This window comes from Haloferax sp. AS1, from assembly GCF_014530665.1.
Lineage (GTDB): Archaea > Halobacteriota > Halobacteria > Halobacteriales > Haloferacaceae > Haloferax > Haloferax volcanii.
In genome coordinates, this window is record NZ_SPSA01000001.1 from 131,113 (window position 1) to 154,240 (window position 23,128).

20 protein-coding genes are annotated in these 23,128 nt (G+C 66.4%); 6 read left to right on the forward strand and 14 right to left on the reverse strand.

Annotation, left to right across the window (positions count from 1 at the left end):
* Positions 1 to 2 precede the first annotated feature (2 nt).
* The 5 genes from E4P24_RS00640 to E4P24_RS00660 all read right to left on the reverse strand — a co-directional run bounded on the left by E4P24_RS00640 (position 3) and on the right by E4P24_RS00660 (position 6,956).
* The gene (locus E4P24_RS00640; protein WP_115801985.1) at positions 3 to 1,337 is read right to left on the reverse strand and encodes an ABC transporter ATP-binding protein; all 1,335 of its coding nucleotides are present in this window, start codon (positions 1,335 to 1,337) and stop codon (positions 3 to 5) included.
* Positions 1,334 to 2,413: an ABC transporter ATP-binding protein gene (locus E4P24_RS00645; protein ID WP_115801986.1), complete on the reverse strand. Its 1,080-nt coding sequence runs from the start codon at positions 2,411 to 2,413 to the stop codon at positions 1,334 to 1,336. The genes E4P24_RS00640 and E4P24_RS00645 overlap by 4 nt, the downstream gene beginning before the upstream one ends.
* On the reverse strand, positions 2,410 to 3,849 hold the full coding sequence (locus E4P24_RS00650) for an ABC transporter permease (protein ID WP_004065798.1): 1,440 nt from the start codon (positions 3,847 to 3,849) through the stop codon (positions 2,410 to 2,412). The genes E4P24_RS00645 and E4P24_RS00650 overlap by 4 nt, the downstream gene beginning before the upstream one ends.
* A gap of 6 nt (positions 3,850 to 3,855) precedes the next feature.
* Positions 3,856 to 4,905, reverse strand: coding sequence for an ABC transporter permease (locus tag E4P24_RS00655; protein ID WP_004065796.1), 1,050 nt, complete (start codon positions 4,903 to 4,905; stop codon positions 3,856 to 3,858).
* A gap of 212 nt (positions 4,906 to 5,117) precedes the next feature.
* Positions 5,118 to 6,956 carry an ABC transporter substrate-binding protein gene (locus E4P24_RS00660; protein ID WP_004065794.1) on the reverse strand — a complete coding sequence of 613 codons (1,839 nt, stop codon included), beginning with the start codon at positions 6,954 to 6,956 and terminating at the stop codon, positions 5,118 to 5,120.
* 235 nt (positions 6,957 to 7,191) lie between these two features.
* Between E4P24_RS00660 and E4P24_RS00665 the strand changes: the two genes are divergently transcribed.
* The 3 genes from E4P24_RS00665 to E4P24_RS00675 all read left to right on the forward strand — a co-directional run bounded on the left by E4P24_RS00665 (position 7,192) and on the right by E4P24_RS00675 (position 11,471).
* A complete protein-coding gene (locus E4P24_RS00665) occupies positions 7,192 to 7,359 on the forward strand; it encodes a hypothetical protein (RefSeq protein WP_004045091.1) in 168 nt (55 codons plus the stop codon).
* A gap of 84 nt (positions 7,360 to 7,443) precedes the next feature.
* Positions 7,444 to 7,863 (forward strand): PPC domain-containing DNA-binding protein, encoded by a 420-nt coding sequence (locus E4P24_RS00670; RefSeq protein ID WP_004045093.1) that lies wholly within the window; start codon positions 7,444 to 7,446, stop codon positions 7,861 to 7,863.
* Positions 7,864 to 7,865: 2 nt separating this feature from the next.
* Positions 7,866 to 11,471 (forward strand): DNA polymerase II large subunit, encoded by a 3,606-nt coding sequence (locus E4P24_RS00675; RefSeq protein WP_115801987.1) that lies wholly within the window; start codon positions 7,866 to 7,868, stop codon positions 11,469 to 11,471.
* A gap of 157 nt (positions 11,472 to 11,628) precedes the next feature.
* On the opposite strand, the gene E4P24_RS00680 is transcribed toward E4P24_RS00675, so the two are convergent.
* Positions 11,629 to 12,891: a PQQ-binding-like beta-propeller repeat protein gene (locus E4P24_RS00680; protein ID WP_188147972.1), complete on the reverse strand. Its 1,263-nt coding sequence runs from the start codon at positions 12,889 to 12,891 to the stop codon at positions 11,629 to 11,631.
* A gap of 176 nt (positions 12,892 to 13,067) precedes the next feature.
* Here E4P24_RS00680 and E4P24_RS00685 point away from each other — a divergent pair, with 176 nt between their 5' ends.
* Positions 13,068 to 13,355: a rubredoxin-like domain-containing protein gene (locus E4P24_RS00685; protein ID WP_004065787.1), complete on the forward strand. Its 288-nt coding sequence runs from the start codon at positions 13,068 to 13,070 to the stop codon at positions 13,353 to 13,355.
* Positions 13,356 to 13,425: 70 nt separating this feature from the next.
* A complete protein-coding gene (locus tag E4P24_RS00690; protein ID WP_188147973.1) occupies positions 13,426 to 14,322 on the forward strand; it encodes a ketopantoate reductase family protein in 897 nt (298 codons plus the stop codon).
* Between the two features lie 31 nt (positions 14,323 to 14,353).
* On the opposite strand, the gene E4P24_RS00695 is transcribed toward E4P24_RS00690, so the two are convergent.
* The 4 genes from E4P24_RS00695 to E4P24_RS00710 form a co-directional block, all read right to left on the reverse strand.
* Positions 14,354 to 15,901, reverse strand: coding sequence for a sulfatase (locus E4P24_RS00695; RefSeq protein WP_006600839.1), 1,548 nt, complete (start codon positions 15,899 to 15,901; stop codon positions 14,354 to 14,356).
* 78 nt (positions 15,902 to 15,979) lie between these two features.
* Positions 15,980 to 16,357, reverse strand: coding sequence for a NifU family protein (locus E4P24_RS00700; RefSeq protein WP_004045112.1), 378 nt, complete (start codon positions 16,355 to 16,357; stop codon positions 15,980 to 15,982).
* A 44-nt stretch (positions 16,358 to 16,401) separates the two neighbouring features.
* Positions 16,402 to 16,719, reverse strand: a complete 318-nt coding sequence (locus E4P24_RS00705; protein WP_115801990.1) for a DUF5783 family protein — start codon at positions 16,717 to 16,719, stop codon at positions 16,402 to 16,404.
* Between the two features lie 158 nt (positions 16,720 to 16,877).
* Complete coding sequence (locus E4P24_RS00710) at positions 16,878 to 17,099, reverse strand: hypothetical protein (protein ID WP_004065778.1); 222 nt, start codon at positions 17,097 to 17,099, stop codon at positions 16,878 to 16,880.
* A 779-nt stretch (positions 17,100 to 17,878) separates the two neighbouring features.
* Between E4P24_RS00710 and ppk2 the strand changes: the two genes are divergently transcribed.
* Positions 17,879 to 18,709 carry a polyphosphate kinase 2 gene (ppk2, locus tag E4P24_RS00715; RefSeq protein ID WP_188147974.1) on the forward strand — a complete coding sequence of 277 codons (831 nt, stop codon included), beginning with the start codon at positions 17,879 to 17,881 and terminating at the stop codon, positions 18,707 to 18,709.
* On the opposite strand, the gene E4P24_RS00720 is transcribed toward ppk2, so the two are convergent.
* The 4 genes from E4P24_RS00720 to cobA all read right to left on the reverse strand — a co-directional run bounded on the left by E4P24_RS00720 (position 18,706) and on the right by cobA (position 23,128).
* Positions 18,706 to 20,136 (reverse strand): DHH family phosphoesterase, encoded by a 1,431-nt coding sequence (locus E4P24_RS00720; protein WP_188147975.1) that lies wholly within the window; start codon positions 20,134 to 20,136, stop codon positions 18,706 to 18,708. The genes ppk2 and E4P24_RS00720 overlap by 4 nt on opposite strands.
* A gap of 163 nt (positions 20,137 to 20,299) precedes the next feature.
* Positions 20,300 to 21,505, reverse strand: coding sequence for an MFS transporter (locus tag E4P24_RS00725; protein WP_188147976.1), 1,206 nt, complete (start codon positions 21,503 to 21,505; stop codon positions 20,300 to 20,302).
* Between the two features lies 1 nt (position 21,506).
* Positions 21,507 to 22,250 carry a uroporphyrinogen-III synthase gene (locus tag E4P24_RS00730; protein WP_188147977.1) on the reverse strand — a complete coding sequence of 248 codons (744 nt, stop codon included), beginning with the start codon at positions 22,248 to 22,250 and terminating at the stop codon, positions 21,507 to 21,509.
* Positions 22,247 to 23,128, reverse strand: coding sequence for a uroporphyrinogen-III C-methyltransferase (gene cobA, locus E4P24_RS00735; RefSeq protein ID WP_115801994.1), 882 nt, complete (start codon positions 23,126 to 23,128; stop codon positions 22,247 to 22,249). The genes E4P24_RS00730 and cobA overlap by 4 nt, the downstream gene beginning before the upstream one ends.

Here is a 23,128-nt window from a genome sequence, read left to right on the forward strand (position 1 = left end):
GGCTATTGGACGAGCGTCTCGAAGACGGTCGCCGGCTCCTCGTACTCGGCCTCGTGGCGGTGACAGAGGCTCAGTCGCCCCCGGTTGCCGACCGCGAGCTGTTCGGGTCGCTCGTGGTCACAGACGCTGCCGAACTCCTCGCGGAGGTAGGTCCGTGCGGCGTCCTCGTCGTCGTTTTCGGCGTAGTCGGCGGCCTCGTGGATGTGGTTCATCACGTCCGAGGGCGCGTCGAAGTCGCCGAACAGTTCGGGGATGATTTCGTCCATCCCGGCGCGGTGGGTCTCCCGGCCGAGCAGTTTCCGGACGCGGTCGCTCAGCGAGGGGTCGGCGCGAGAGCGCTCGCGCAGGACCTCGCGGAAGATTTCGATGCGCTCCCAGAGGTCGGGGTCCATCTCCCTGTACGCCGCCGGGCGAATCTTCACCGGGCAGCGCGTCGAGAACGGACAGCCAGACGGCGGGTCCCGCGGGCTCGGCGGCGTCCCGCGGAGGGTGATGCGGTCGCGCTCGACGGTCGGGTCCGGCTCCGGAATCGACGACAACAGCGCGTGAGTGTACGGGTTCGCCGGCTCGTCGAACAACTCGTCTGCCGGGCCGATTTCCATCATGTTGCCGAGGTACATCACGGCGACGCGGTCGCAGATGTGGCGGACGACCGCGAGGTCGTGGGCGATAAACAGGTACGTCAGCCCGAACTCGTTTTGCAGGTCTTCGAGCAGGTTGAGAATCTTCGCCTGCACGGACACGTCGAGCGCCGACACCGGCTCGTCGAGGATGATGAACTCCGGTTCGAGCGCGAGCGCCCGGGCGATGCCGATGCGCTGGCGCTGGCCGCCGGAGAACTGGTGCGGGTAGCGGTAGTAGTGCTGCTCCTGCAACCCGACGGTTTCGAGCAGTTCGCGGACGCGTTCGCGGCGCTCTGACGGCGTCTTCCAGTCGTGAACGTCGAGCGGCTCGCGGACGATTTCGCCGACGGTCATCCGCTCGTTGAGGCTCGAATCGGGGTCCTGGAACACCATCTGCACGTCCTCGCGGAACTGCTTGAGGTCGGAGCCGGACAGCGTGGTGATGTCCGTGCCGTTGAGCTTGACCTCGCCCGCGGTGGCCTCTTCGAGGCGCATCAGCGTGCGACCGAGCGTGGACTTCCCGCAACCGGACTCACCGACGAGCCCGAGCGTCTCGCCGCGCTGGATGTCGAACGAGACGCCGTCGACCGCCTTCACGGGGTTGCTCCCGAGGATGCCGCCGTCCTCGTAGTAGGTCTTGAGGCCGTTGACCTCCAGGAGCGTGTCTCCGCGCGGCTTCGCAGTCTGTTCTTCTTCAGTGGATGTCGTACTCATCGCGTGTCACCTCCGCGCTGTCCGCCCTCGCGGTGGACGGCGACCGCCTCCTCCGTGGGGAGGTCGTCGGGGTACAGCAGGCACGACGCGCGGTGTCGGCCCGTGCCGTCCCCGACTTCGACGGGCTCTGGGTGGACCGTGTCGCACTCGGTGAACGCCTTCGGACACCGGGGGGCGAACCGACAGTAGGTCGGGTCCTCGTTCGGCGTCGGCACGTCGCCCTCGATGGTCGCGAGCTGTTCGCCCTCGTCGAGCCCCTGTCCGGGGATGGAGTTGAGAAGCCCCTGCGTGTAGGGGTGTTTCGGTGATTCGAACAGTTCGACGACGGGTGCGCTCTCGACGATTTCGCCCGCGTACATCACGTTGACGCGGTCGGCGATTTCGGCGATGACGCCCATGTCGTGGGTGATGAACATGATGCCGAGGTCGCGTTCCTCTTGCAGTTCTTCGAGGAGCTCCAGAATCTGCGCCTGGATAGTCACGTCGAGCGCGGTGGTCGGCTCGTCGCAGATGAGCAGTTCGGGGTCGCACGCGAGCGCCATCGCGATGACGGCGCGCTGGCGCATCCCGCCGGAGAACTGGTGGGGGTACTCGCGGACGCGACGGTGGGCGTCCGGAATCCCGACCGCTTCGAGCAGCTCGATTGCCTCTTTCGTCGCCGCCGACCCGCTCAGTCCGCGGTGGAGGCGAAGCGCCTCCTTAATCTGGTTGCCGACGGTGTAGACGGGGTTCAGACTCGTCAGCGGGTCTTGGAACACCATCGCGATGCTGCCGCCGCGGATGGAGCGCATCTGCTTTGCCGACTTGTCGAGGAGGTCCTCGCCGTCGTACATGATGCGGCCGTTTTCGATGCGGCCGGGCTTTTCGACCAGCCGCATGATGGAGCGGGCCGTGACGGACTTGCCCGACCCGGACTCGCCGACGATGCCCACGGTCTCGCCGCGGAAGATGTCGAACGAGATGCCGTCGACCGCGCGGATGACCTCCTTGTCGGTGTAGAACGACGTTCGGAGGTTCTCGACGGAGAGCAGCGGCTCACCCTCGGTGCGGGCCGAGCGCGCCTGTTCGGTGCTCATGCGCCACCTCCGGTGGCCGCGGCCTCGTCACCGGTGTCCGCCTGCGGGTCGATGGCGTCGCGGATGCCGTCGCCGAAGGCGTTCAGACCGGTCACGACGAGCGTGATGAGGAGGCCGGGAAGCAGCGAGATGTGCCACGAGGGGCTCGCGACGTACTGCTGTCCGTTCGCGATGAGCCGGCCCCACTCGGGGGTCGGCGCGGTGATACCGAGCCCGAGGTAGGAGAGCCCGGCGACGCTGATGATGATACCACCGAGACTGAGCGAGGCGTAGATGAGCATGTAGCTGAACACGTAGGGTGCCATGTGCTTGCGCATGACCTGCGTCGGCGTCTGTCCGAACGATTTCGCGGCGTCGATCCAGTCCTCCTCGGAGACCTGGAGCGCCGGGCCACGTATCGACCGCCAGATGAACGGCCAGTAGACGATACTGAAGATGAGGATGATGAGCACCGCGCCGTCGTACAACTCCCTCACCCAGGTGTTCTGGAAGATGACGAGCATCAAGATGAGGACCATGATGACCGGCAACGCCTGTATCGAGTCTGAGACTAACACCGTCGCCAAGTCGGCCAGTCCCTTGTAGTACGCCGTTATCATGGCCAAGCCGAGCCCGATGAGGCCGGCGATACCCATGGCGACGACGGCGATTGTCAGGGATATTCTGGCCCCGAACACCACCTGTGTGAACAAGTCCTTCCCGTTTGTCGCCGTGCCGAACGGATGGAACCTGCCGAAGTCGTCGTACGTCAGCGGCGCGACGTTCTCGTCGCCCGCTCCCTGCGACCCGGAGCCGATGTTGGCCTCGCCGACGAGGACGGTCTCGACGCTCTGGGTGTCTTCGCTCCAGTAGCTCACCTCGTAGTCGTACGGCTGGAGGATGTTCCGCTCCATCGTGGTCGGACCGAGCGCGGGCGCGAATACCGCCATGACCACAAACGTGATGACGATAATGAGCCCGAACTTGCCCCAGGAGTGATTCCGGAAGCGGTTGACCACGTCGTCCCGCGGCGTCCAGTCGACGCGGCGGTAGTGGCGGCGGAACCGGTTGTAGCCGTTCCACGCCCACGCCAGCACCGCGAAGGCGTACGCGTAGACGAACACGACGCGGATGGCCCACGCGACCGCGGGCGAGAGCCCGAGGAACGTGTTCTGGTAGCTAGTCCCGTTCCAGTAGCCCTGGTTCGGAATCACGTCGCGGGAGACGAGCGTCGGAATCGCGTCGAACGCCGCCTGCAACGACTGGACGGCGGACGCGCCGGGGTCGCCGGGGAGGAGGTTGACGACCACGCCGGCGACGGCACCGACGACTTGGAGGATAGCGCCCAGTTCGACGCCGACGAGGACTGCACCGACGGCGGCCCAAATCAGCGCGGGCTGGGGGTTCTCAGCGACTCGTTGTCGGAGCGGAATTTCGGTTTCGGTTGTCGTGCTCACTGTGATTCACCCGTCGTACCCGACGCGCGGGTCGATAATCGTGTACAGGAAGTCCTGAAGGATGTTCGTGCCGACCAGGATGAGGATGAAGATGAACATCAGCGTCCCGATGAGCGGCAGGTCCCCGTTGATGGCGGCGTTGAAGAACAGCCAGCCGAGGCCGTTGATGGCGAAAACCGTCTCGACGAACACCGACCCGCCGAGAAGCAGGAACGCCTCGCCCGTGATGATGGGCACGAGCGGGATGAGCGCGTTCCGGAAGATGTGCTTCCAGACGAGCGAGCGCCCGGAGACGCCCTTCGCGCGGGCGGTCTCGACGTAGTTCGAGTTGATGGTTTCGAGGACCGCGGTACGGCCGATACGCATCTCGTTGCCCATCGACGCAGAGCCGAGGACCAGCGCCGCGGGGGCTATCTGCTTCGTCGCTCGGACGAACGACTCGATCCACCCGCCGGGGTCAGCGAGGAACTGTTCGACCGGCGACTGGAAGAAGCCGAGCGCTGGGGGTGTGACGACGTTCGTCCTGACAATCCACGTCTGCCACGTGAACAGGCCGTTCGTCCACGACCCGAGCTGTGAGAGGGCCGTGACGAGCATGATGGCCAGCCAGAAGTTCGGCATCGCGCGCCAGACGATTCCGCCGAAGGAAGCGGCGTAGTCGGAGGGCGTGTTCGGGTTCAGCCCGGCGTAGAAGCCGAGCGGAATCCCGACGAACAGCGCGATGACGACCGACCAGAACCCGAGCCAAATCGTCCGGGGCGCGTAGATTTCGATGAGTTCGTACGCGGTCGTCCCGGGCGCAATGACCCACGACTGGCCGAGTTGGAAGGTGAACAGGTCGTACATGAAGTCGAGGTACTGACTCCATAGCGGCTGGTTCAACCCGAGGTTCGTTCGAATCTGTTCTGCCGCCTGTGGGTTGTATTGCGTCCCCAGAATCGCTGAAACGGGGTCGAGTGGCCCCAGGCGGATGAGGGCAAACGTAATCGTCGTCCCGAAGATGACGACAGGAATCGACATCAGTACCCTGCGGAGGAAGTACTGCCATCGACTCATGGCATCACCTCGCAGACCGTTCGAGCGGACATTGTTGTAAGTTTTTACTGAGTGGTATGGATATGTCTTGCGCTTTGAGGTCCAAATATCGCAGTTTCAGCAACTCTGATGCCAGATTATTTCATATAGTGGCCACTAATTGTACGCTTGTCAAAAATATTCGGCCGTTTCGATTGAGACGGGACGCGAAAGCGTTCCCGTGTTCCTCGGTTTTATCGGTTGAGGGTGACGGTGTTGAGCTTCTGGCGGCTCGGACCCATCCCACCGAACGGTTCGATGTCGACGGTGTCGTACCAGAACGTCTCTTCTTTCTGGTTGTAGACCGGCAGCATCGCGACGTCTTCCCAGTTGGCCATCTCGATGTCGACGTAGGCCTCGTCGCGGACCTGCTGGGCCTCGTCGGTCGGCGCGGGGTTGTTGACGACCTGCTGATAGGCGTCGGTCGCCTGCTGGGCGGCGTCGCCGTTTTCGGCCGTCCAGTTGACGTACGAGATGGGGCCCTGTTCGGACGTATCAGTCTGCGGCGGATTCAGGAGCTGCAGGAAGTTGTCCGGTGCCGGCCAGTCGGCAATCCAGCCGAGGGTGTACGCTTCGAGCTGACCGTTGCGGCCGCGTTCGAGAAGCGTCGAGAAGTCGGCCTTCTGAATCTGCATGTTGATGTGGGCGGATGCGAGCTGGTCGCGGAGGATGCTCGCCATCTCCTCCCACGCGTTGTTGTTGTACTGGGTCCACTGGACCTCGAACTGGTTGTCCGGACCGTAGCCGGCCTCCTCCATGACCTGGCGGGCGGCCTCGATGTCCGTCTCGCCCGCGCTGTACGGGTAGTCGGAGCTGACGAGGTCGCTCGCGGCCTGCGCACCGCCGGGGAAGATGGTCGGCGGCGTAAAGAGCTCCGCCGCGGAGCCGCGGCCCTTGAACACTTCCGAGACCATCTGGTCTTGGTTCAGGACGTAGGCGAACGCCTGACGGACCGCCTTCGGGACCTTGTTCATGTTGAAGCCGACGTAGTAGATGGAGAGGGTCGGAACGCCGACGTAGTTGAGCGTCTTCCCGTTACGGACGGGCCCGTACGTCCCGATTTCGCGACCGTACTCGTCGGTCGACTCCACCTGAGCCAGTCCGGGGTCGTACTGCGCGGTGGGCAGGGTGAAGTAGTCCGCGTTCTCGTTCATCGCGTAGTTGTAGCGGGCCGTGTCGTCCTCGATGACCTGCCAGCGGACGTTGTCGACCTGCGCGACCTGCCCGTAGTAGTCGTCGTACTTGGAGACGGCCGCGGCGGTGCCCTGCTCCCAGAACGCGAACTCGAACGGACCCGCACCGATGGGGTTGTTCGACGCGAACTCGGTGTACTCCATCTCGCCGTCGTGACCCTCGATGTCGCCGAGGACGCCCTCGGGAAGGGCGGCAAAGGAGGTGTAGGCGAACATCTCGAGGGTGTCGTGGAACGGCTCCGAGAGGTTGACGACGAGTTCGCTCTCGCTCTCGCCGACTTCGAGACCGAGCGACCCGGGCACGTAGTCGCCCTCGTCGTCCGTCTCGTGTTCGACGCCGACGGAGTCGAGGATGAAGTAGGCGCGACGGCTGTTCTCGGAGGCCGCGAGGCGCTCCCACGAGTAAATGAAGTCCGAGGCGGTGACCTGGTCGCCGTTGTGGTAGGTCGCGTCCGCGAGCTCGAACGTGTAGGTCGTGAAGTCGTCGGAGACCGTGTAGTCCGCGGCGAGTTCGTTTTCGACCGTCGGGAGGGCGTTCTGGTAGGACATCAAGCAGTCGAAGACCTGCTGGATGAGGATGCCCGACGACGTGTCGGTCGCGGCGACGGGGTCCATCGTCGTGATGGTCCCCGAGAGGGTGCGGTTGAACACCGACCCGGACAGCTCCGTGCCCGTGTCCTCTTGGGTCGTCGACGAGGTGGTGGTCTCCTCGCCACCGGATTCGGTCGTCGTCGTCTCTTCACCATCACCGCCGGTACAACCGGCGAGAGCGGCGGCCGTGGCAGCCCCACCCGTTGCCTTCAGGAAGCGGCGACGCGAGAGTTTGTTAGTGTCTGGCATTCAGAACGAAATTTTCCCGGCGCGTGGATAAACTTACCGTATTCGATTTGTTTGATATAGTGTAGCGTGGAAGGGAGGTAGTTCCATACCCAAGCGGCGAAAACTGCCACGAGAATCCCTACAAAACTCGTTTTACATTTTAAACCCGCTTTCGAGGCGACAGAATCAGTCAACGGGACACTTCTCGGCCCGCAGTTTCGGTCCACTTATATAGGGGTGTCACTATGTATCATACATGACGCCGGATGCGACGGCTTCCGTCGACGACTCGGGCGCCGAGGTCATGGCCTCGGTGGATCGCTCTCAGACGGGCCAGCGTCTTATTATCGCGGATATCTCCCGCGACGACGCGTGGCTCGCTGCTGACGTAGCCGACGCGCTCGCGCTCGACGAGTGGCAGTAATCGCACCGGCCCCGTAAGCCCGCCGCCGGACGCCCGGCGGACAGACCATTCACATTTTAGTCCGACTCGCTCGTGGTACGCTGCATGAACGCTCGAGCGGTGACGGTGAGCGAGGAGTACCTCGCCCGTCTCGAACACGGTGCGGACTGGCGCGAGGAGATCGAGGAGTTCTGCGCGCGCAAGGACATCGAGTCCGCGTGGTTCAACGCCATGGGTGCCGTCCAGGACGCCGAACTCTGGTTTTACGACCAGACGGACCAGGAGTACCAGTCCGTGACGTTCGACGAGCCGCTCGAAGTCGCCGCCTGCGTGGGTAACGTTGCGCTCCTCGACGGCGAACCCTTCGCACACACGCACGCAATCCTTTCTCGGCGTAGTGGGCAGGCGCTCGCCGGACACCTCGACTCTGCGACCGTCTTCGCCGGCGAACTGAACCTCCGCGCCTTCGAGGAACCGCTCGAACGCGACCACGACGCGGTGACCGACCTCGACCTCTGGCTGTAACCGTGCGCGAGGAGGAAACCCGGTACTTCCGTCGCATCGAAGCCCGCCTCGACGAGGCGTTCGACCTCGCGGAGGCCGCGAAGGCGACGGGGTACGACCCGAAGACCGAAGTCGAGATTCCGGTCGCCAAGGACATGGCCGACCGCGTCGAGAACATCCTCGGCATCGACGGCGTCGCAGAGCGCGTCCGCGAACTCGAAGGCGAGATGTCCCGCGAGGAAGCCGCGCTCGAACTCGTGACCGACTTCGTCGACGGCAACGTCGGCGACTACGACTCCCGCGAGGGCAAAGTCGAGGGCGCGGTCCGAACCGCCGTCGCCCTCCTCACCGAGGGGGTCGTCGCCGCCCCCATCGAGGGTATCGACCGCGTCGAAATCCTCGAAAACGACGACGGCACGGAGTTCGTCAACGTCTACTACGCCGGCCCGATTCGCTCGGCGGGCGGCACCGCACAGGCGCTCTCCGTGCTCGTCGCCGACTACGCCCGCTCGCTGCTCGACATCGACGAGTACAAAGCCCGAACCGACGAGGTCGAGCGCTACGTCGAGGAGATAAACCTCTACGACAAGGAGACCGGCCTCCAGTACTCGCCGAAGGACAAGGAGTCGCGCTTCATCGCGGAGAACATGCCCATCATGCTCGACGGCGAAGCCACGGGCGACGAGGAGGTCTCGGGCTACCGCGACCTCGAACGCGTCGACACCAACTCCGCCCGCGGCGGCATGTGTCTCGTCATGGCCGAGGGCATCGCGCTCAAGGCCCCGAAGATTCAGCGCTACACCCGCCAACTCGACGAGGTCGACTGGCCGTGGCTCCAAGACCTCATCGACGGCACCATCGGCAAGGACGACGACAACGCCGCGAACGCCGACGACGCGGGCGACGACGGCGACGAAGCCGAGGCCGAGGACCCGGACGCAGAGGCCGACGACGCCGAGAGCGACGCCCCCGACGGCCCGACCCGCGTCGAACCCGCGACCAAGTTCCTCCGCGACCTCATCGCGGGCCGCCCGGTGTTCGGCCACCCCTCCGCGCCCGGCGGCTTCCGCCTGCGCTACGGCCGCGCTCGCAACCACGGCTTCGCGACCGCGGGCGTCCACCCCGCGACGATGCACATCGTGGACGACTTCATCGCCACCGGCACCCAAATCAAGACCGAGCGTCCCGGCAAGGCCGGCGGCGTCGTCCCCGTCGACTCCATCGAGGGGCCGACGGTCAGACTCGCTAACGGCGACGTGCGCCGCATCGACGACCCCGAGGAGGCGAAGGAACTCCAGAACGGCGTCGAGAAGATTCTCGACCTCGGCGAGTATCTCGTCAACTTCGGGGAGTTCGTCGAGAACAACCACCCGCTCGCGCCCGCCTCGTACGTCTTCGAGTGGTGGATTCAGGAGTTCGAGGCGACCGAGGCCAACGTGCAGGCGCTCCGCGACGACCCCGCCGTCGACCTCGAAGAGCCGTCGGTCGAACAGGCCCTCTCGTGGGCGACCGAGTTCGACGCCCCGCTCCATCCCGTCTACACCTACCTCTGGCACGACATCTCTGTCGAGCGGTTCGACGCGCTCGCCGACGCCGTCGCGGCCGGTGAAATCGTCGCCGCCGAAGCCGACGGCGGCACGACCGCCGCGCTCGAACACGACAACGAACCCGAGCGCGGACTGGAGGGGACGCTCGTCCTCGACAACGCGCCCGAGATTCGGGAGGCGCTCGAACACCTGCTCGTCGCTCACCGACAGACCGACGAGGCGCTCCGCGTCCCCGTCTGGCGACCGCTCGCCCGGAGCCTCGGCCTCACCGACGACCGCGAGCGGACGTGGGAACTCGATGACCTCTCCGAACGCGCCCGCACGTGGGACGACGGCGACAACGCCGTCGAGGCCGTCAACGAGGTCGCGCCGTTCACCGTCCGCGAGCGCGCGCCCACCCGCATCGGCAACCGGATGGGTCGCCCCGAGAAGTCCGAGCGCCGCGACCTCTCGCCCGCGGTCCACACGCTGTTTCCCATCGGCGAGGCCGGCGGGAGCCAGCGCGACGTTGGCGACGCCGCCAGACACCGCGGCGAGTCCGGCAAGCGCGGCCAGATTTCGGTCCGCCTCGGTCAGCGCAAGTGCCCCGACTGCGGCGCGTTCGGCTTCAAATCGAAATGTCCCGACTGCGGCGGTCACACCGAACCCCACTACGAGTGCGACGACTGCGGGACCGTCCTCGAACCCGACGAGTCGGGCCGCGTCTACTGCGAGCGCTGCGAGTGGGACGTCGAGAGCGCCGAGTGGCAGGACGTCGACCTGAACAGCGAGTACCGCGACGCCCTCGAACGCGTCGGCGAGCGCGAGTCGTCGTTCCAGATTCTCAAGGGCGTCAAAGGCCTCACCTCCGCGAACAAGACGCCCGAACCCATCGAGAAAGGCGTCCTGCGGGCGAAACACGACGTGTCGTCGTTCAAAGACGGCACCGTCCGCTACGACATGACCGACCTGCCCGTCACCGCGGTCCGCCCCGAGGAACTCGACGTGACCGCCGACCACTTCCGCGAACTCGGCTACGAGACCGACATCGACGGCGAACCCCTCCGGTTCGACGACCAACTGGTCGAACTCAAAGTACAGGACATCGTCCTCTCGAACGGCGCGGCGCAGCACATGATGCAGACCGCCGACTTCGTCGACGACCTCCTCGACCAGTTCTACGGCCTCGACCGGTTCTACGAAATCGAAGAGCGCGACGACCTCATCGGCGAACTCGTCTTCGGGATGGCCCCCCACACCTCCGCCGCGGTCGTCGGCAGAGTTGTCGGATTCACGACAGCAGCAGTCGGATACGCTCATCCGTACTTTCACGCCGCGAAACGTCGGAATTGCGACGGGGACGAAGACTGCGTCATGCTGCTCATGGACGGTCTTCTCAACTTCTCGAAAGAATATCTCCCCGACAAGCGCGGCGGGCAGATGGACGCGCCGCTCGTCATGTCCTCGCGCATCGACCCCTCGGAGATCGACGACGAGGCGCACAACATGGACATCGTGCGGCAGTACCCCCGCGAGTTCTACGAGGCGACCCTGCGGATGGAAGACCCCGACGACTGGGAAGACGAGGTCACCATCGCCGAGGAGTACCTCGGAACCGACCGCGAGTACACCGGGTTCGACCACACCCACGACACCACGGACATCGCCGCCGGCCCGGACCTCTCTGCGTACAAGACCCTCGGGTCGATGATGGACAAGATGGACGCCCAACTGTTCCTCGCGCGGAAGCTCCGGGCGGTCGACGAGACGGACGTGGCCGAGCGCGTCATCGAGTACCACTTCCTGCCGGACCTCATCGGCAACCTCCGCGCCTTCTCCCGACAGGAGACGCGGTGTCTCGACTGCGGCGAGAAGTACCGCCGGATGCCGCTTTCGGGCGACTGCCGGGAGTGCGGCGGCCGGGTGAACCTCACGGTCCACCAGGGCTCCGTGAACAAGTACATGGACACCGCGATTCAGGTGGCAGAGGAGTTCGACTGCCGCGACTACACGAAACAGCGCCTCGAAGTGCTCGAAAAGAGCCTCGAATCGGTCTTCGAGAACGACAAAAACAAACAGTCGGGCATCGCGGACTTCATGTAGTTTAGCGGTCGATTTTTCCTCCAGGTTTTGCGAGTCGAGCGGAGCGAGACTCGGAAAAAGTGGAGAACGAGCAGTCGGGCATCGCGGACTTCATGTAGTTTAGCGGTCGGTTTTTCCTCCAGGTTTTGCGAGTCGAGCGACTCCGCTGCTCGGCGTCTCAGTCCTGCGCCCCCCCTAACCCGTGGAAGCCGTCGGCGGCGACGACGTACACCGCGCCGTCGACGGGGACTGCGGCGGCGACGCCCTGTGAAATCACGTCCGCCACCTGCACTTCCGGGGTCTGGTGCGTCCATAACTGACGCTCTTCATCAGTGTTGTACGCTGCTAGTCGTCCCTGCTCATCGGAAACCAATACTGCTTCTCGTGCGCGCGCGTGCGGAGCGCCGACGAATCGCGTCGCCACTTCTTTCCCGTCGTCGCGAGACAGCGTCGCGGTCTCCCCGTCGACCGCGACGTGGAGCACGTCGTCGGTGACGACCGGCGCGCCGCTTCCCGGCGACCGCCATCGTTCGGTGCCGTCGCTCGGGGCGAGCGAGAGGAGTTCTCCGTCGCGGGTGGGCAGATACGCGGCCTCGGGCGTCGCCACCGGCGTCGTCCACTCGCTCGTTCGCGCCTCGACGCGGAAGCGCCGCTCGCCGGTCGCGAGGTCGACGGCGTGGACGGCGTCGCTCGTCACGACGAACACCGCACCGTCGGCGACGGCGGGCGCGCCCTTCGCGTCGCTTTCGAGGTCGTAGCGCCAGCGTTCGCTCCCGTCCGCGAGCTCGAACGCCCGAAGCTGGGTCGGGACGCCGTCGAACCCGCCGCCTGAGACGACGGCGACGCCGTCGCCCACCGCGGGCGGGCCGTGGATGCCGTCCATCTCGGGGCCGCGCCAGAGCACTTCGTCGCGGTCGGCGGCGAGACAGAACACCTCGATGAAGGTCGTGACGACGACTCGGTCGCCCGCGACGACGGGCGGCGAGTTCACGCCATAGCCGACAAGCGGGGTTACCGCTCGCTCACCCATCGTCGAGGGCTCGCGTCGGACGAACGCTCGCTCGTCGCGCCCGCGCCCATGGAGGTTGTAGAGGCGGTCGCCGTCGAGGACGGGTGAGCCGCCGGCGTTCAGCCGCCAGTACTCCTCGGCGTCGGTCGGAATCGAAACGTCGGGGTTGTAGCCGGTGTTTCCCGCGTCGAAGCGGTACTGCGGCCACGCCCCCGACGGCGAGAGCGCGGGGTCGCCCGGCGGCGTGGCCGTCACGCGTTCGTCCGGCCCGGAGGTCGGACCGTAAGTCGTAGACGGTTCGGCGGTGGTGGTCGTCGCCTCGGTCGTCGTAGGACCGGACGACCCGCCGTCGCGGCCGAGACAGCCGGCGACACCGAACGACGCGCTTCCGAGCAGTTGGAGGAATCGGCGGCGGCTCCGAAGACGGGGCATACTGTCGGATCTATGATGTGGCGGTAAGTGCTTTGTCGAGCCACGAGATTCTATATCGCGGTATTTGATTTATTATTTATATGCGGACATCACTGCCGGCCTATTGCTGGGCTCGCCCGACCTCGACGCGGATTCGGCCGTTCCTTTTTATCCGCTCGCGCGACGACTAGTCGCGTATGGCTGACGAGACACAGCCGACGGTGGGAATGACGGTGTACGCGGCGGACGGAACCGAACTCGGGAGCGTCCGCGGTTTCGACGACGACGGCTTCTTCGTGACGACCCGCGAGGGACTCGCGGGGATGTCCGTCGAACACGAGCGCGCCGGCCACGAGTTCGGTGAGGCCGAGTTGATGTGGCGGTGTAGCGACTGCGGCGAAATGGGCGACCTCGACGAACTGCCCGACGCCTGCCCGAACTGCGGTGCCGAGCGCGAGCAACTCTACTACTGGACCGAGGACTGAGGGGTCGCCCCGATTCGACCGCTGCGCCGCGAAACTCGCTATTTTTGTCGCCCGCCGAGTACGGGTAGCCATGCGTATTCTCGTCTTCGGCGCGGGCAGCCTCGGCACGCTCGTCGGCGGTCTCCTCGCGTCGGTCCACGACGTGACGCTCGTCGCCCGCGACCCGCACGCGGCCCGGGTGTCGGCGGCCGGGCTCGATATCGTCGGTGCCGGGTCGGCGCACATCTCGCCGGCCGCGACGACGACCGAGACGGGCCATTCGGCGGACCTCGCGCTCGTCACGGTCAAGTCGTTCGACACCGCGACCGCTGCCGACGCGCTCGCTGACTGCGACGTGGACGCGGTGCTGTCGCTCCAGAACGGACTCACCGAGGAGACGTTCGCCTCTCGCCTCGACGCGCCGGTCCTCGCGGGAACGGCGACCTACGGAGCGCGATTAGTCGAGCCGGGCCGCGTCGAGTGCACCGGCGTCGGTCGGGTCGTCTTGGGCGCGCTCGACGGCGGGCCCGACCCCCTCGCGGAGCGCGTCGGGAAGGCGTTCCGCGACGCGGGGCTCAACACGCTCGTCGCGACCGACATGCCGCGACGGCGCTGGGAGAAACTCGCCGTCAACGCCGGCATCAACGCGGTCACCGCGCTCGCGCGGGTCGAAAACGGCGCGCTCGCGGGCGACGACGCCGGCGAACTCGCACACCGAGCGGCCCGCGAAACGGCCCGAGTCGCCCGATTAGAGCGCGTGTCGCTCCCGAACCGCGTCGCCCGCGAGGCGGTCGACCGCGTGGTCGAAAAGACCGCCGCGAACCGCTCGTCGATGTTGCAGGACGTGGCGGCCGAAAAGCGGACCGAGGTGGACGCTATCAACGGTGCGGTAGTGGATATCGCCGCCGACCACGGCTTCGAGGTGCCGACGAACCGGACGCTCGCGGCGCTCCTCCGGGCGTGGGAGCGGGGAGCAGGGCTTCGGTAGTCGCGTCGGACCCGAGACGCCCGTGTGCGAGCTATTCGAGGTAGCCGAGGTCGCGGAGTCGGTCCTGCGCCTCGTCGTCCATCTGGTCGACCGAGTCGTCCGACACGTCGGTGTCGAGCGCGTCGGTCCACGCGCCGCCGATTGCGTCTTCGAACTCCGCGAGGGCGACCTCGGTCTCCGCGATGGCCTCGTCGCCCGTGTCGGCGTCGGCGACGTTCTCGGTCTCCTCGGGGTCGTCGTCGATGCGGTAGGCTTCGTCGGGGATGCGGTCGATTCGGACGTACTTGGCGTCGGTCCGCCGCGCCGCCCGCATCCGGGAGTAGAACCGCGAGTCTTCAGGCAGGGTGATGCCGGCGCTCGACGCCTTTTCTTCTAGCTGCTTGAGTTCGACCACGGGACGGGAGTACTCGACGAAGGCGTACTGACCGTCGCGGCGCTGACCGGGGTCGTCGTTCGACGCCTGCGCGAACTCCCGGTAATCGGCCGACAGGAGCGAGCGCGTGCGGTCGAGGCCGACCGCGTCGTCGCCGGGGGTCGCGGGCTCGCCGCCTTCGACGCCGAGCGAGTCGAGCACCGTGTGGTAGAGGTCGACCAGTTCGACCTGGTCGTCGCGTCGCTCCGCGTCGAGGTCGGGGTGTTTGACCATCAGCGGGACGTTGATGAGCGGGTCGTACAGGCAGAACTCGTGGCCGTAGAGGCCGTGTTCGCCGTGGAGTTCGCCGTGGTCGGCGCAGACGACGACCATCGTGTCGTCCCAGCGGTCGGTCTCTTTGAGGTGGTCGAACAGCCGGGTGAGCTGGTCGTCGATGTGGGCGATTTCGGCGTCGTAGAGCCCGCGGATGTCATCCCACTCGTCGTCGTCAATCTCGTAGGCACCGGCGTTGTACTCCTTGGAGTTCTGGCAGACCTCGGTCGAATCGACACCCGGCGCGAAGCGCTCTTTGTACTCCTCGGGCGGGTGGTACGGCAGGTGCGCGTCCATGAGGTTGACGAACGCGAAGAACCCCTCGGAGTCGTCGATGAAGTCGATGGTCTGGTCGACGACCGCGGGCGTCTTCGAGTCCGCGCCCTCGCCGCCGGCGAGATACTCGTGGGCGGTGTTGCCGAGGCTGACGAGTTTGTCGGCGAGCGTCCGCAGCGCGTCGCTGTCGTTCATCGTCTTCCAGGCCTTCGCCAGCGGCCCCGACAGGAACTCGCCGGGCATGACCTCGAAGAAGTTGTCCTGCTCCGCGAAGCCGTCGGTCAGGTGCGTATAGGGCGTTATCCACGCGTTCGAGGAGTAACAGGCGGTGTCGTAGCCGGCCGCCGAGAGCGTCTCGGCGAGCGTCGTCGCGCCTTCGAGGTAGGGGTTCTCCTGGTCGGCCCCGTGCTGGCTGGGGTACATCCCGGTGAAAAGCGAGGCGTGGACCGGAAGCGTCCACGGCGCGGGCGCGACGGCCTGCTCGAAGACGGTCGCCTCGTCGGCGAACCGGTCGAGGCCCGGCGTCGTCGGGCGGTCGTAGCCGTACGGCGTGAGATGGTCCTTTCGGACGGTGTCCATGACGACGAAGAGGACGTTCTCGGGCGACTCGGCAGTCATACCCGAGGGTGGGGAGTAGTTGCCGATAAAACTCCTGTTCTCGGCCGCCGCCGCGACGAAAACGTCCGAACCGCCGAGTTAGAACGGGGCCTGCGGGCCCTGGTCGTCCTCGATATCGGTCGTGTCGTCGCTGGTGTCGCCGGGGAACGACGGACTGCCGCCGCGGCTGTCGCCGCCCATCCCGCCGTCGCCGCCCATGCCGGTGTCGGCGTGGACCTCGTTGATCTCGGGAATCTCCTTGACCATGCGGGTCTTGATGGCCTGGATGGTCATCGGGGAGATGCCGCACCCGGAGCAAGCGCCGCCGAGGAGAACGGTAACCTCACCGGTCTCGCGGTCGAGGTCGCGGATGGCCGCGCTGCCGCCGTGCATCTGGATCTGCGGGAAGTTCCGACGGAGGAAGTTCACGACACGCTCTTTGAGGTCGTCCTCGCCGTCCTGCGTCTCCGTGCTCATGCACGCGGCTTCGAGGTGAACGTGCTTAGGCCTTTGGTTCGGGGTTACGCCTCGACGCCGAAGACCCGCCGAAGCTCGCCTTCGATTTCGTCGACGTAGCGGTCGAGGACGGCGTCGAGCTCGTCGTCGTCGATTTCGACCGCCGTCAGCCGCTCCGCGGGGTCGTCGGGGAGCTGCACGGAGAAGTCGCCGTCATCGTAGAACGGCTCGGACTCGTTGAGAATCTGCTGGTCGACCCCGTGGATGAGCGACGAGTCGAACTCGTCGTTCATCGTCTCGAAGGCGTTCTTGTACGCGCGCTGGAGTTCGGGGAAGTAGTTGGCGTACTTGTCCTCGAACTTCTCGGGGTCGAACTCGGTCATACTCGGAGCTTTCGCGCTCTGAGCAAAAAATCGGACGGTTAGTTCGTCGGAATTGTGGATTCTGTATAGCAACGTAGCATTTATCGACTGTTCGTCCTCTGAACGGCGATTCCTCTCTTAGCGCGTCTCAAATACGGAAAATCGAGCGACGCGGGGCGTCACTCGATGAGCGGGCTGTCCACGCGCGCGGCGGAGAGTTCGCTCGCCGCGAAGATGGACGCGAGCTCGGTTATCAGTTCGTCGTACGACTCGTCGTCCTCGCGCAGCGCGTCGAGTCGCTCGACGGTTCGACGGTCCAGTTCGACCGTCTCTGTTTGTACCTCCGGTTCGTAGCCGACCGGGTAGTCGTATTCGGCCTCGTTCGAGTTGGCAGTCGCCATCGTTCACCCCACTCCGGCATGCGTGCCGGTGCCATGACATACACAAGCATCCGATATGAGGATTTCGCGGGCTTCGACCCCGAGGGCGAACGCGAACGCGGTCTACACTCGGCCGTTTCTTCCCCCACCTCGGCCATAATAAATCACATTCCGCTATATCGAATTGCTTCCGTATCCGAGTCGCAGAGTTTCGGAGTTTGGGTTCTGTTGCGTGTCTTATTTTCACATGGTTTGTGTTTGATTAGGCCCTCGTCTCGTGATTTCCGAGTTCGTCACGGTGAGAAAGCGTGGAAAGGATTTCTGAGTGATATGAAGTCAAAACCGATAGACTGCGCCTATTTCTCCGTTGTTGTGCTTGAATAGAAGGCACGCAACACTTCCATCCTCCGAGGTTGTGCCGAGTCGAGGGAGTCATAGCCGGAGTGGGTTGTTTGAGGACAACCGATTTTATACTCGATAGATTGTCGAACTCTAAATAGGTGGGTAAATATGTTCTCAGACACGAGTCAAATTCCTCCAGAAGTGTACTTTATCACGTTCTACTCGTCGAGCAGCTCGATCTGTCGCGATTGCGGGCCGCACGACTCCGACAGGCGCTCTCCCGAGGTGTCCGCGCCCCCTGATGTACGACCGTCGCATTCTCATCGACGCGCTGGCACACAGGCCGTTGTTCTGGCGGATGGTCAGACCGCTCGTCGCCCGCGGCGTTCGTCGTCGCCGGCGTCGAGCGCGCCGCCCGCCCCCGCTTGCTATTTGGTCACAGCGCACGCAGTTCTCGTATGTCCGCCGACGAGCCCCGCTACGACGACGAGGGGGTCCTGAAGAAGCAACAGTACAAACGGGAGTTGCACCGCCTTCAGGAGGAACTGGTGAAACTCCAGTACTGGATAAAGGAACGCGACCTCCGGGTCTGCGTCGTCTTCGAGGGGCGCGACGCCGCGGGGAAAGGCGGCGTCATCAAGCGCATCACCCGCCGGCTCAACCCGCGGGTCGCGCGGGTCGTCGCGCTCGGCAAACCCACGGAGCGCGAACAGGGCCAGTGGTACTTCCAGCGGTACGTCGAACAGCTTCCGACAGAGGGCGAGATGGTGCTTTTCGACCGGAGTTGGTACAACCGCGCGGGCGTCGAGCGGGTGATGGGTTTCTGCACCGACGAGGAGTACGAGGAGTTCCTGCGGTCCTGCCCCGAGTTCGAGCGGATGCTCGTCCGCTCGGGCGTTATCCTCGTCAAGTACTGGTTTTCCATCAGCGACGAGGAGCAGGAACGGCGGTTCCAGAAACGAACAGACGACCCGAAGCGACGGTGGAAGCTGAGTCCGATGGACCTCGAAGCGCGCTCTCGGTGGGTTGAGTACTCGAAGGCGAAAGACCGGATGTTCGAACACACCGACATCGACGAGGCCCCGTGGCACGTCGTCCACGCCGACGTGAAGCGCCACGCGCGGCTCAACTGTATCTCGCACCTGCTGGACCAAATCGACTACGAGGACCTCACGCCCGACCCCATCGAACTCCCGCCGCGACAGGACGACACCGGATACGAGCGGCCGCCAATCGACAGCCAAAACTGGGTGCCCGCGCGGTTCGGGGAGAACCCGGTCGACGATTAGTCCGCGTCCTCGGCCAACTGCTCGCCGACGATGCGGTCTGCCTCGGCGATGAACGCCTCGACTTCGCCCTTCGGAATCGTCGCGCCCGCGGCCACGTCGTGGCCGCCGCCGTCGCCGCCGACTGCACGGGACGCCTCGCGCATGACCGCCGAGAGGTCGAGCCCGTCTCTGACCATCACGTACGACCCGCGCGAGGAGACCTTCACTTCGCCGTCTTCTTTCTCGGCGAACGCGAGGACGGGAATCCCGCTTCGGGTCGCGTCGGTGCCGACGGCCATCCCGGCGACGATGCCGACGATGGTCTCGCGTATCTCGTCGCCCGCGTCGAACCACTGGAGGTTGTCCTCGACGCGGACGCCGTGTTCCTTCACCCACTGAAGGCCGTTCGAGAGGTTCTTGCGGTGGTTTCGCAGGAGCCTGCGCGCCCGGTCGAGCGCCGCGTCGCGCTCGCCGAGACAGACCGCGAGGCCCACGTCGGCGCGGTCGTAGCGCGCGGTCGCGTTCAGGAGCGTCGAGAACTCGCTCACGTCGCGGAGTTCGGTCCCCTCCCGCTCCCGAGAGAGCACGTAGGTCGTCCCCACGAGGTCGTCGATGCGGGAGGCGGGCACGCCGCTGGCGATGGCGCGGCGCATTAGGGCGCTGGCGAGCGTCTGGCGCTCGTCGCCGGTGAGGTCGACCCATCGCTTCCACTCGCCGTCGTCATCGCGGCAGGGCACGTCGAGTTCGGTCAGGAACTCGATGGCTCCGGCCTCGTTGTTCGAGATGCCGGGGATGCGTACGTCCGTCGCGTACTGGAGCAGTTTCGGGAGCGCGCGGGTCTGGCGGCCGTAGATGCGGAGGTCGGTGCCCTCCTCGACGACGCCGACTTCGACGCCCTCGTCGACGATGCCCGCGTTGGCCCCGCGGAGTTCGCCGTTCGTGTCCTGCATGTCCCCGACCGCGCCGACGACGGCGAGGGCGGCGAGGTCGCGGTTGTCGCCGGCGTCGGGTTCGAGCGCCCGCGCGAGGACGTAGCTCGCGCCCGCGCCGGAGAGTTCGCTCGCGCCGTTGAGACCGAACCGGAGCGGGTTGAGGTGGTGGTCGGTCTCGACGCCCTCGGCGGGCTGGTGGTGGTCGGCGATGACGGGGTGGAAGTCGCCCGCCGCCTCGTGGTCGGCGATGATGTCGAGTTGGCCGCTGCCGAAGTCCGTGAACAGCACGGTGTCGTAGTCGGTCGCCGCGATGTCGGCCACGGCGGCTTCGTCGAGTTGGCGGCAGAACACCGTCTCGAAGGGGATGTCGGCGCGTTCGAGCGCGGTCGAGGCGATGCCGGCGCTCGTCAACCCGTCGGCGTCGATGTGCGAGGCGAGGAGCACCCGGTCGGCGTCGCGGAGGCGGGCCGCGCAGGCCGCCGCGTGCTCTGTGAGTTCGGGGACGGGTCCGTCCATTGGTGTGGTACTCACGCCCTCTCCGGCATAAACGCTAGTAGTCCGGCCACGCGACCCCTTCGTTTCCACTCCAGTTCGACGGCGAACATGTGTCGTGGTTGCCGCGGTTCGGTATAAGAAGGCTCGCCTGCGGAGCGAGGCACTGGTCGACGGCGACCGCCGGTCAGATTCGCCGCCTGACGACGAACAGGAGGACGGTCGCCAGCACCGTCGAACCGGCGACGAGCGCCCAGCCGGCCCCGTAGCCCGTCGATTCCACGACGAAGCCGAAAAGCGGCGGGGCGACGAGGCCGCCGACGTTGAGCGCGGTCTGGCCGCCGGCGGTCGCCGCGCCGATATCGCCGTCGTCGACGACGCCGCTCAGACAGGAGTAGAAGACGCCGGTCGAGCCGTGGATGGTGAGCCCGAGCGCGACGAAGACGGCGATGGTGGGCGCGAACGAGCCGCCGGTTCCGACGAGGAGCGAAAAGAGCGCGACCGCGCCGGCCAGTTGGACGAGCGCGACGGTGGCCGCGCCGCGGGGCCCGCCGAGGCGGTCCGCGAGGCTTCCCGCGCCGATGCGGCCGACGCTTCCGGTCACCTGCGTCGCCGCGAGGACGCCCCCGGCGAGCGCGGGACCGGTTCCGACCACGTCCTGCACGTAGAGGACGGTGTAGCCGAGCATCGAGAAGATGGACGCGCCGATGAACAGTCCGGCGGCGACGAGCGCGACGTAGGCGCGGTTGCCGCCGAGGCCGGCGAGCCGGGGGCGTTCGAGCCGGCCGGTTCCCGGGTTTCCGCGGTAGCGCGTCGCGAAGACGAGCGCGTAGCCGGCGGCGAAGACGGCGATGGCCCAGAAGCCGACCTGCCACGCCGCGACGACGGCGACGCCGGTGACGACGAGCGACGACGCCCCGCTGCCGACGGTGACGCCGACCTGCTTCAGCCCCATCGCGAGGTTCTTGCTCCCGGCGGGCGCGGCCGCGACGATGCCGCGGTTCGACGCCGGCATCGCGGTCGAGTAGGCCGCCCCGAGGAGCGCCACCGTCACCAACAACAGGAGATACGACGGCGGCGCGAACGTGACGCCGACGAGCGCGACCGACAGCGCCAGCAGGCCGACGACCATCACGGGCTTTTCGCCGTAGCCGTCGACGGCCGCGCCGCTCGGAAAGAGAAACACCGTGTAACCGAGCAGGCCGGCGGTCAGGAACAGTCCGACCAGCGACTCGGAGACCGAAAACGCGTCGCGGACGAAGCCGGTCGCCGCGAAGATGGCGTAGTAACAGAGGCTCGCGGCGGTCTGCCAGCCGGCGACCGAGCCGACGGCGCGCCACGAGCCGTCTCCCGAGTCATCTCTCGTCTCGTCTTTCGTCTCGCTTCCCGTCACGTCACTCGTGATACGTCGGCGCGGCGGTCTCGACCGCGGCGACCGCGAGCGCTTCGAACGTCGCCTCGTCGGGGACGACCGTCACGTCGATGCCGTGGGATTCCGCGGTGTCGCGGGTCGGCGGCCCGATTGCGCCGACGACGGCGTCGTTCAGGCCGGCGATGGCCTCCTCGCGGATACCGCGCTCGGCGGCGGCGTCGAGGAAGTGTTCGACCGTGAGCGACGAGGTAAACAGGGCGGCTTCGAGGTCGCCGGCGGCGGCCAGCTCGGCCGACTCGCCGGCTCCCTCGGGGCGGACGAGCCGGTAGAGCACCGTCTCGTGAACGTCCGCGCCCGCGTCGTGCAGGCCGTCCGTGAGAACCGGACTGCCGTGGTCGCTCCGGGCGACTTCGACCGTCGCGCCGTCCACGTCGGGCGCGAGGTGGTCGACCAGTCCGGCCGAGGTGTACTCGTCGGGGACGCGGTCGACCGTCCAGCCGGCGTCGCGGGCGGCGTCGGCGGTCGCGGGGCCGATACAGCACAGCACCGCGTCGCCGGGGTTCCAGCCGGCCTCGTCGAGGAGTTCGACGCCGGTCTTGCTCGTCAGGACGACGAACGCGCCGGGTTCGGGCGTCGCGCCGGTCGGCTCGATTGCGAGCATCGGGTCGGGGACGGGGGTCGCGCCGAGCGAGTCGAGGAGTTCGACGGCGCGCTCGATGCGGTCGTCGTCGGGGCGGAAGACGGCCGCGCGGACCTGCTGGCTCATTCGTCCCCTCCCGCACCTCCGGAGGTCGGGTTCGCGTCCGCGCCCGCCTCGATGGCGTCCGCGCCGCCGCCTTGCAGGAACCCCTTCACGCGGTCGCGGGTCGCCGCGACCTCGCCGATGACGGTAATCGCGGGCGGCTCGATGTCGGTCTCATCGCGCACGTCGACGATGGTGTCGAGCGTGCCGGTGGCGACGCGCATATCGGGCCACGTCGCCCGCTCGATGAGGGCGACCGGCGTGTCGCCGGCCAGCCCCGCTTCGCGGAGTTCGGCGGTGTAGAGCGGGAGCTTGCCGACGCCCATGAGGACGACGAGCGTCCCGCCGGTCGCGGCGAGCGCGTCCCAGTCGACCGCGGACTCGTCTTTCGTCGGGTCCTCGTGGCCGGTGACGAACGACACCGACGACACGTGGTCGCGGTGGGTGACGGGGATGCCCGCGGCACCGGCCCCGGCGACCGCCGAGGTGATGCCCGGCACGACCTCGAAGGGAATCCCGTTGTCTGCGAGGTGTTCCATCTCCTCGCCGCCGCGGCCGAACACGAACGGGTCGCCGCCCTTCAGGCGGACCACGTCCTTGCCCTCGCGGGCGAGTTCGACCAGTCGGTTGTTCGTGTACTCCTGCGGGGTCCACTCGCCGCCGGCGCGCTTGCCCACGTCCTCGCGCTTCTCGACCGGAATCATCTCGAGAATCTCCGGGCCGGGGAGCTTGTCGTGGAGCACCACGTCCGCCTCGTCGATGAGGCGGGCGGCCTTCATCGTCAGCAGTTCCGGGTCGCCCGGGCCGCTGCCGACGAGGTGGACCGTGCCGACGCCGTCGCCGTCGGTCGCGTCGTCGTTCGAGTGTTCGTCGGCTCCCGCGCGCTGGTCGTCGCCCGTCAT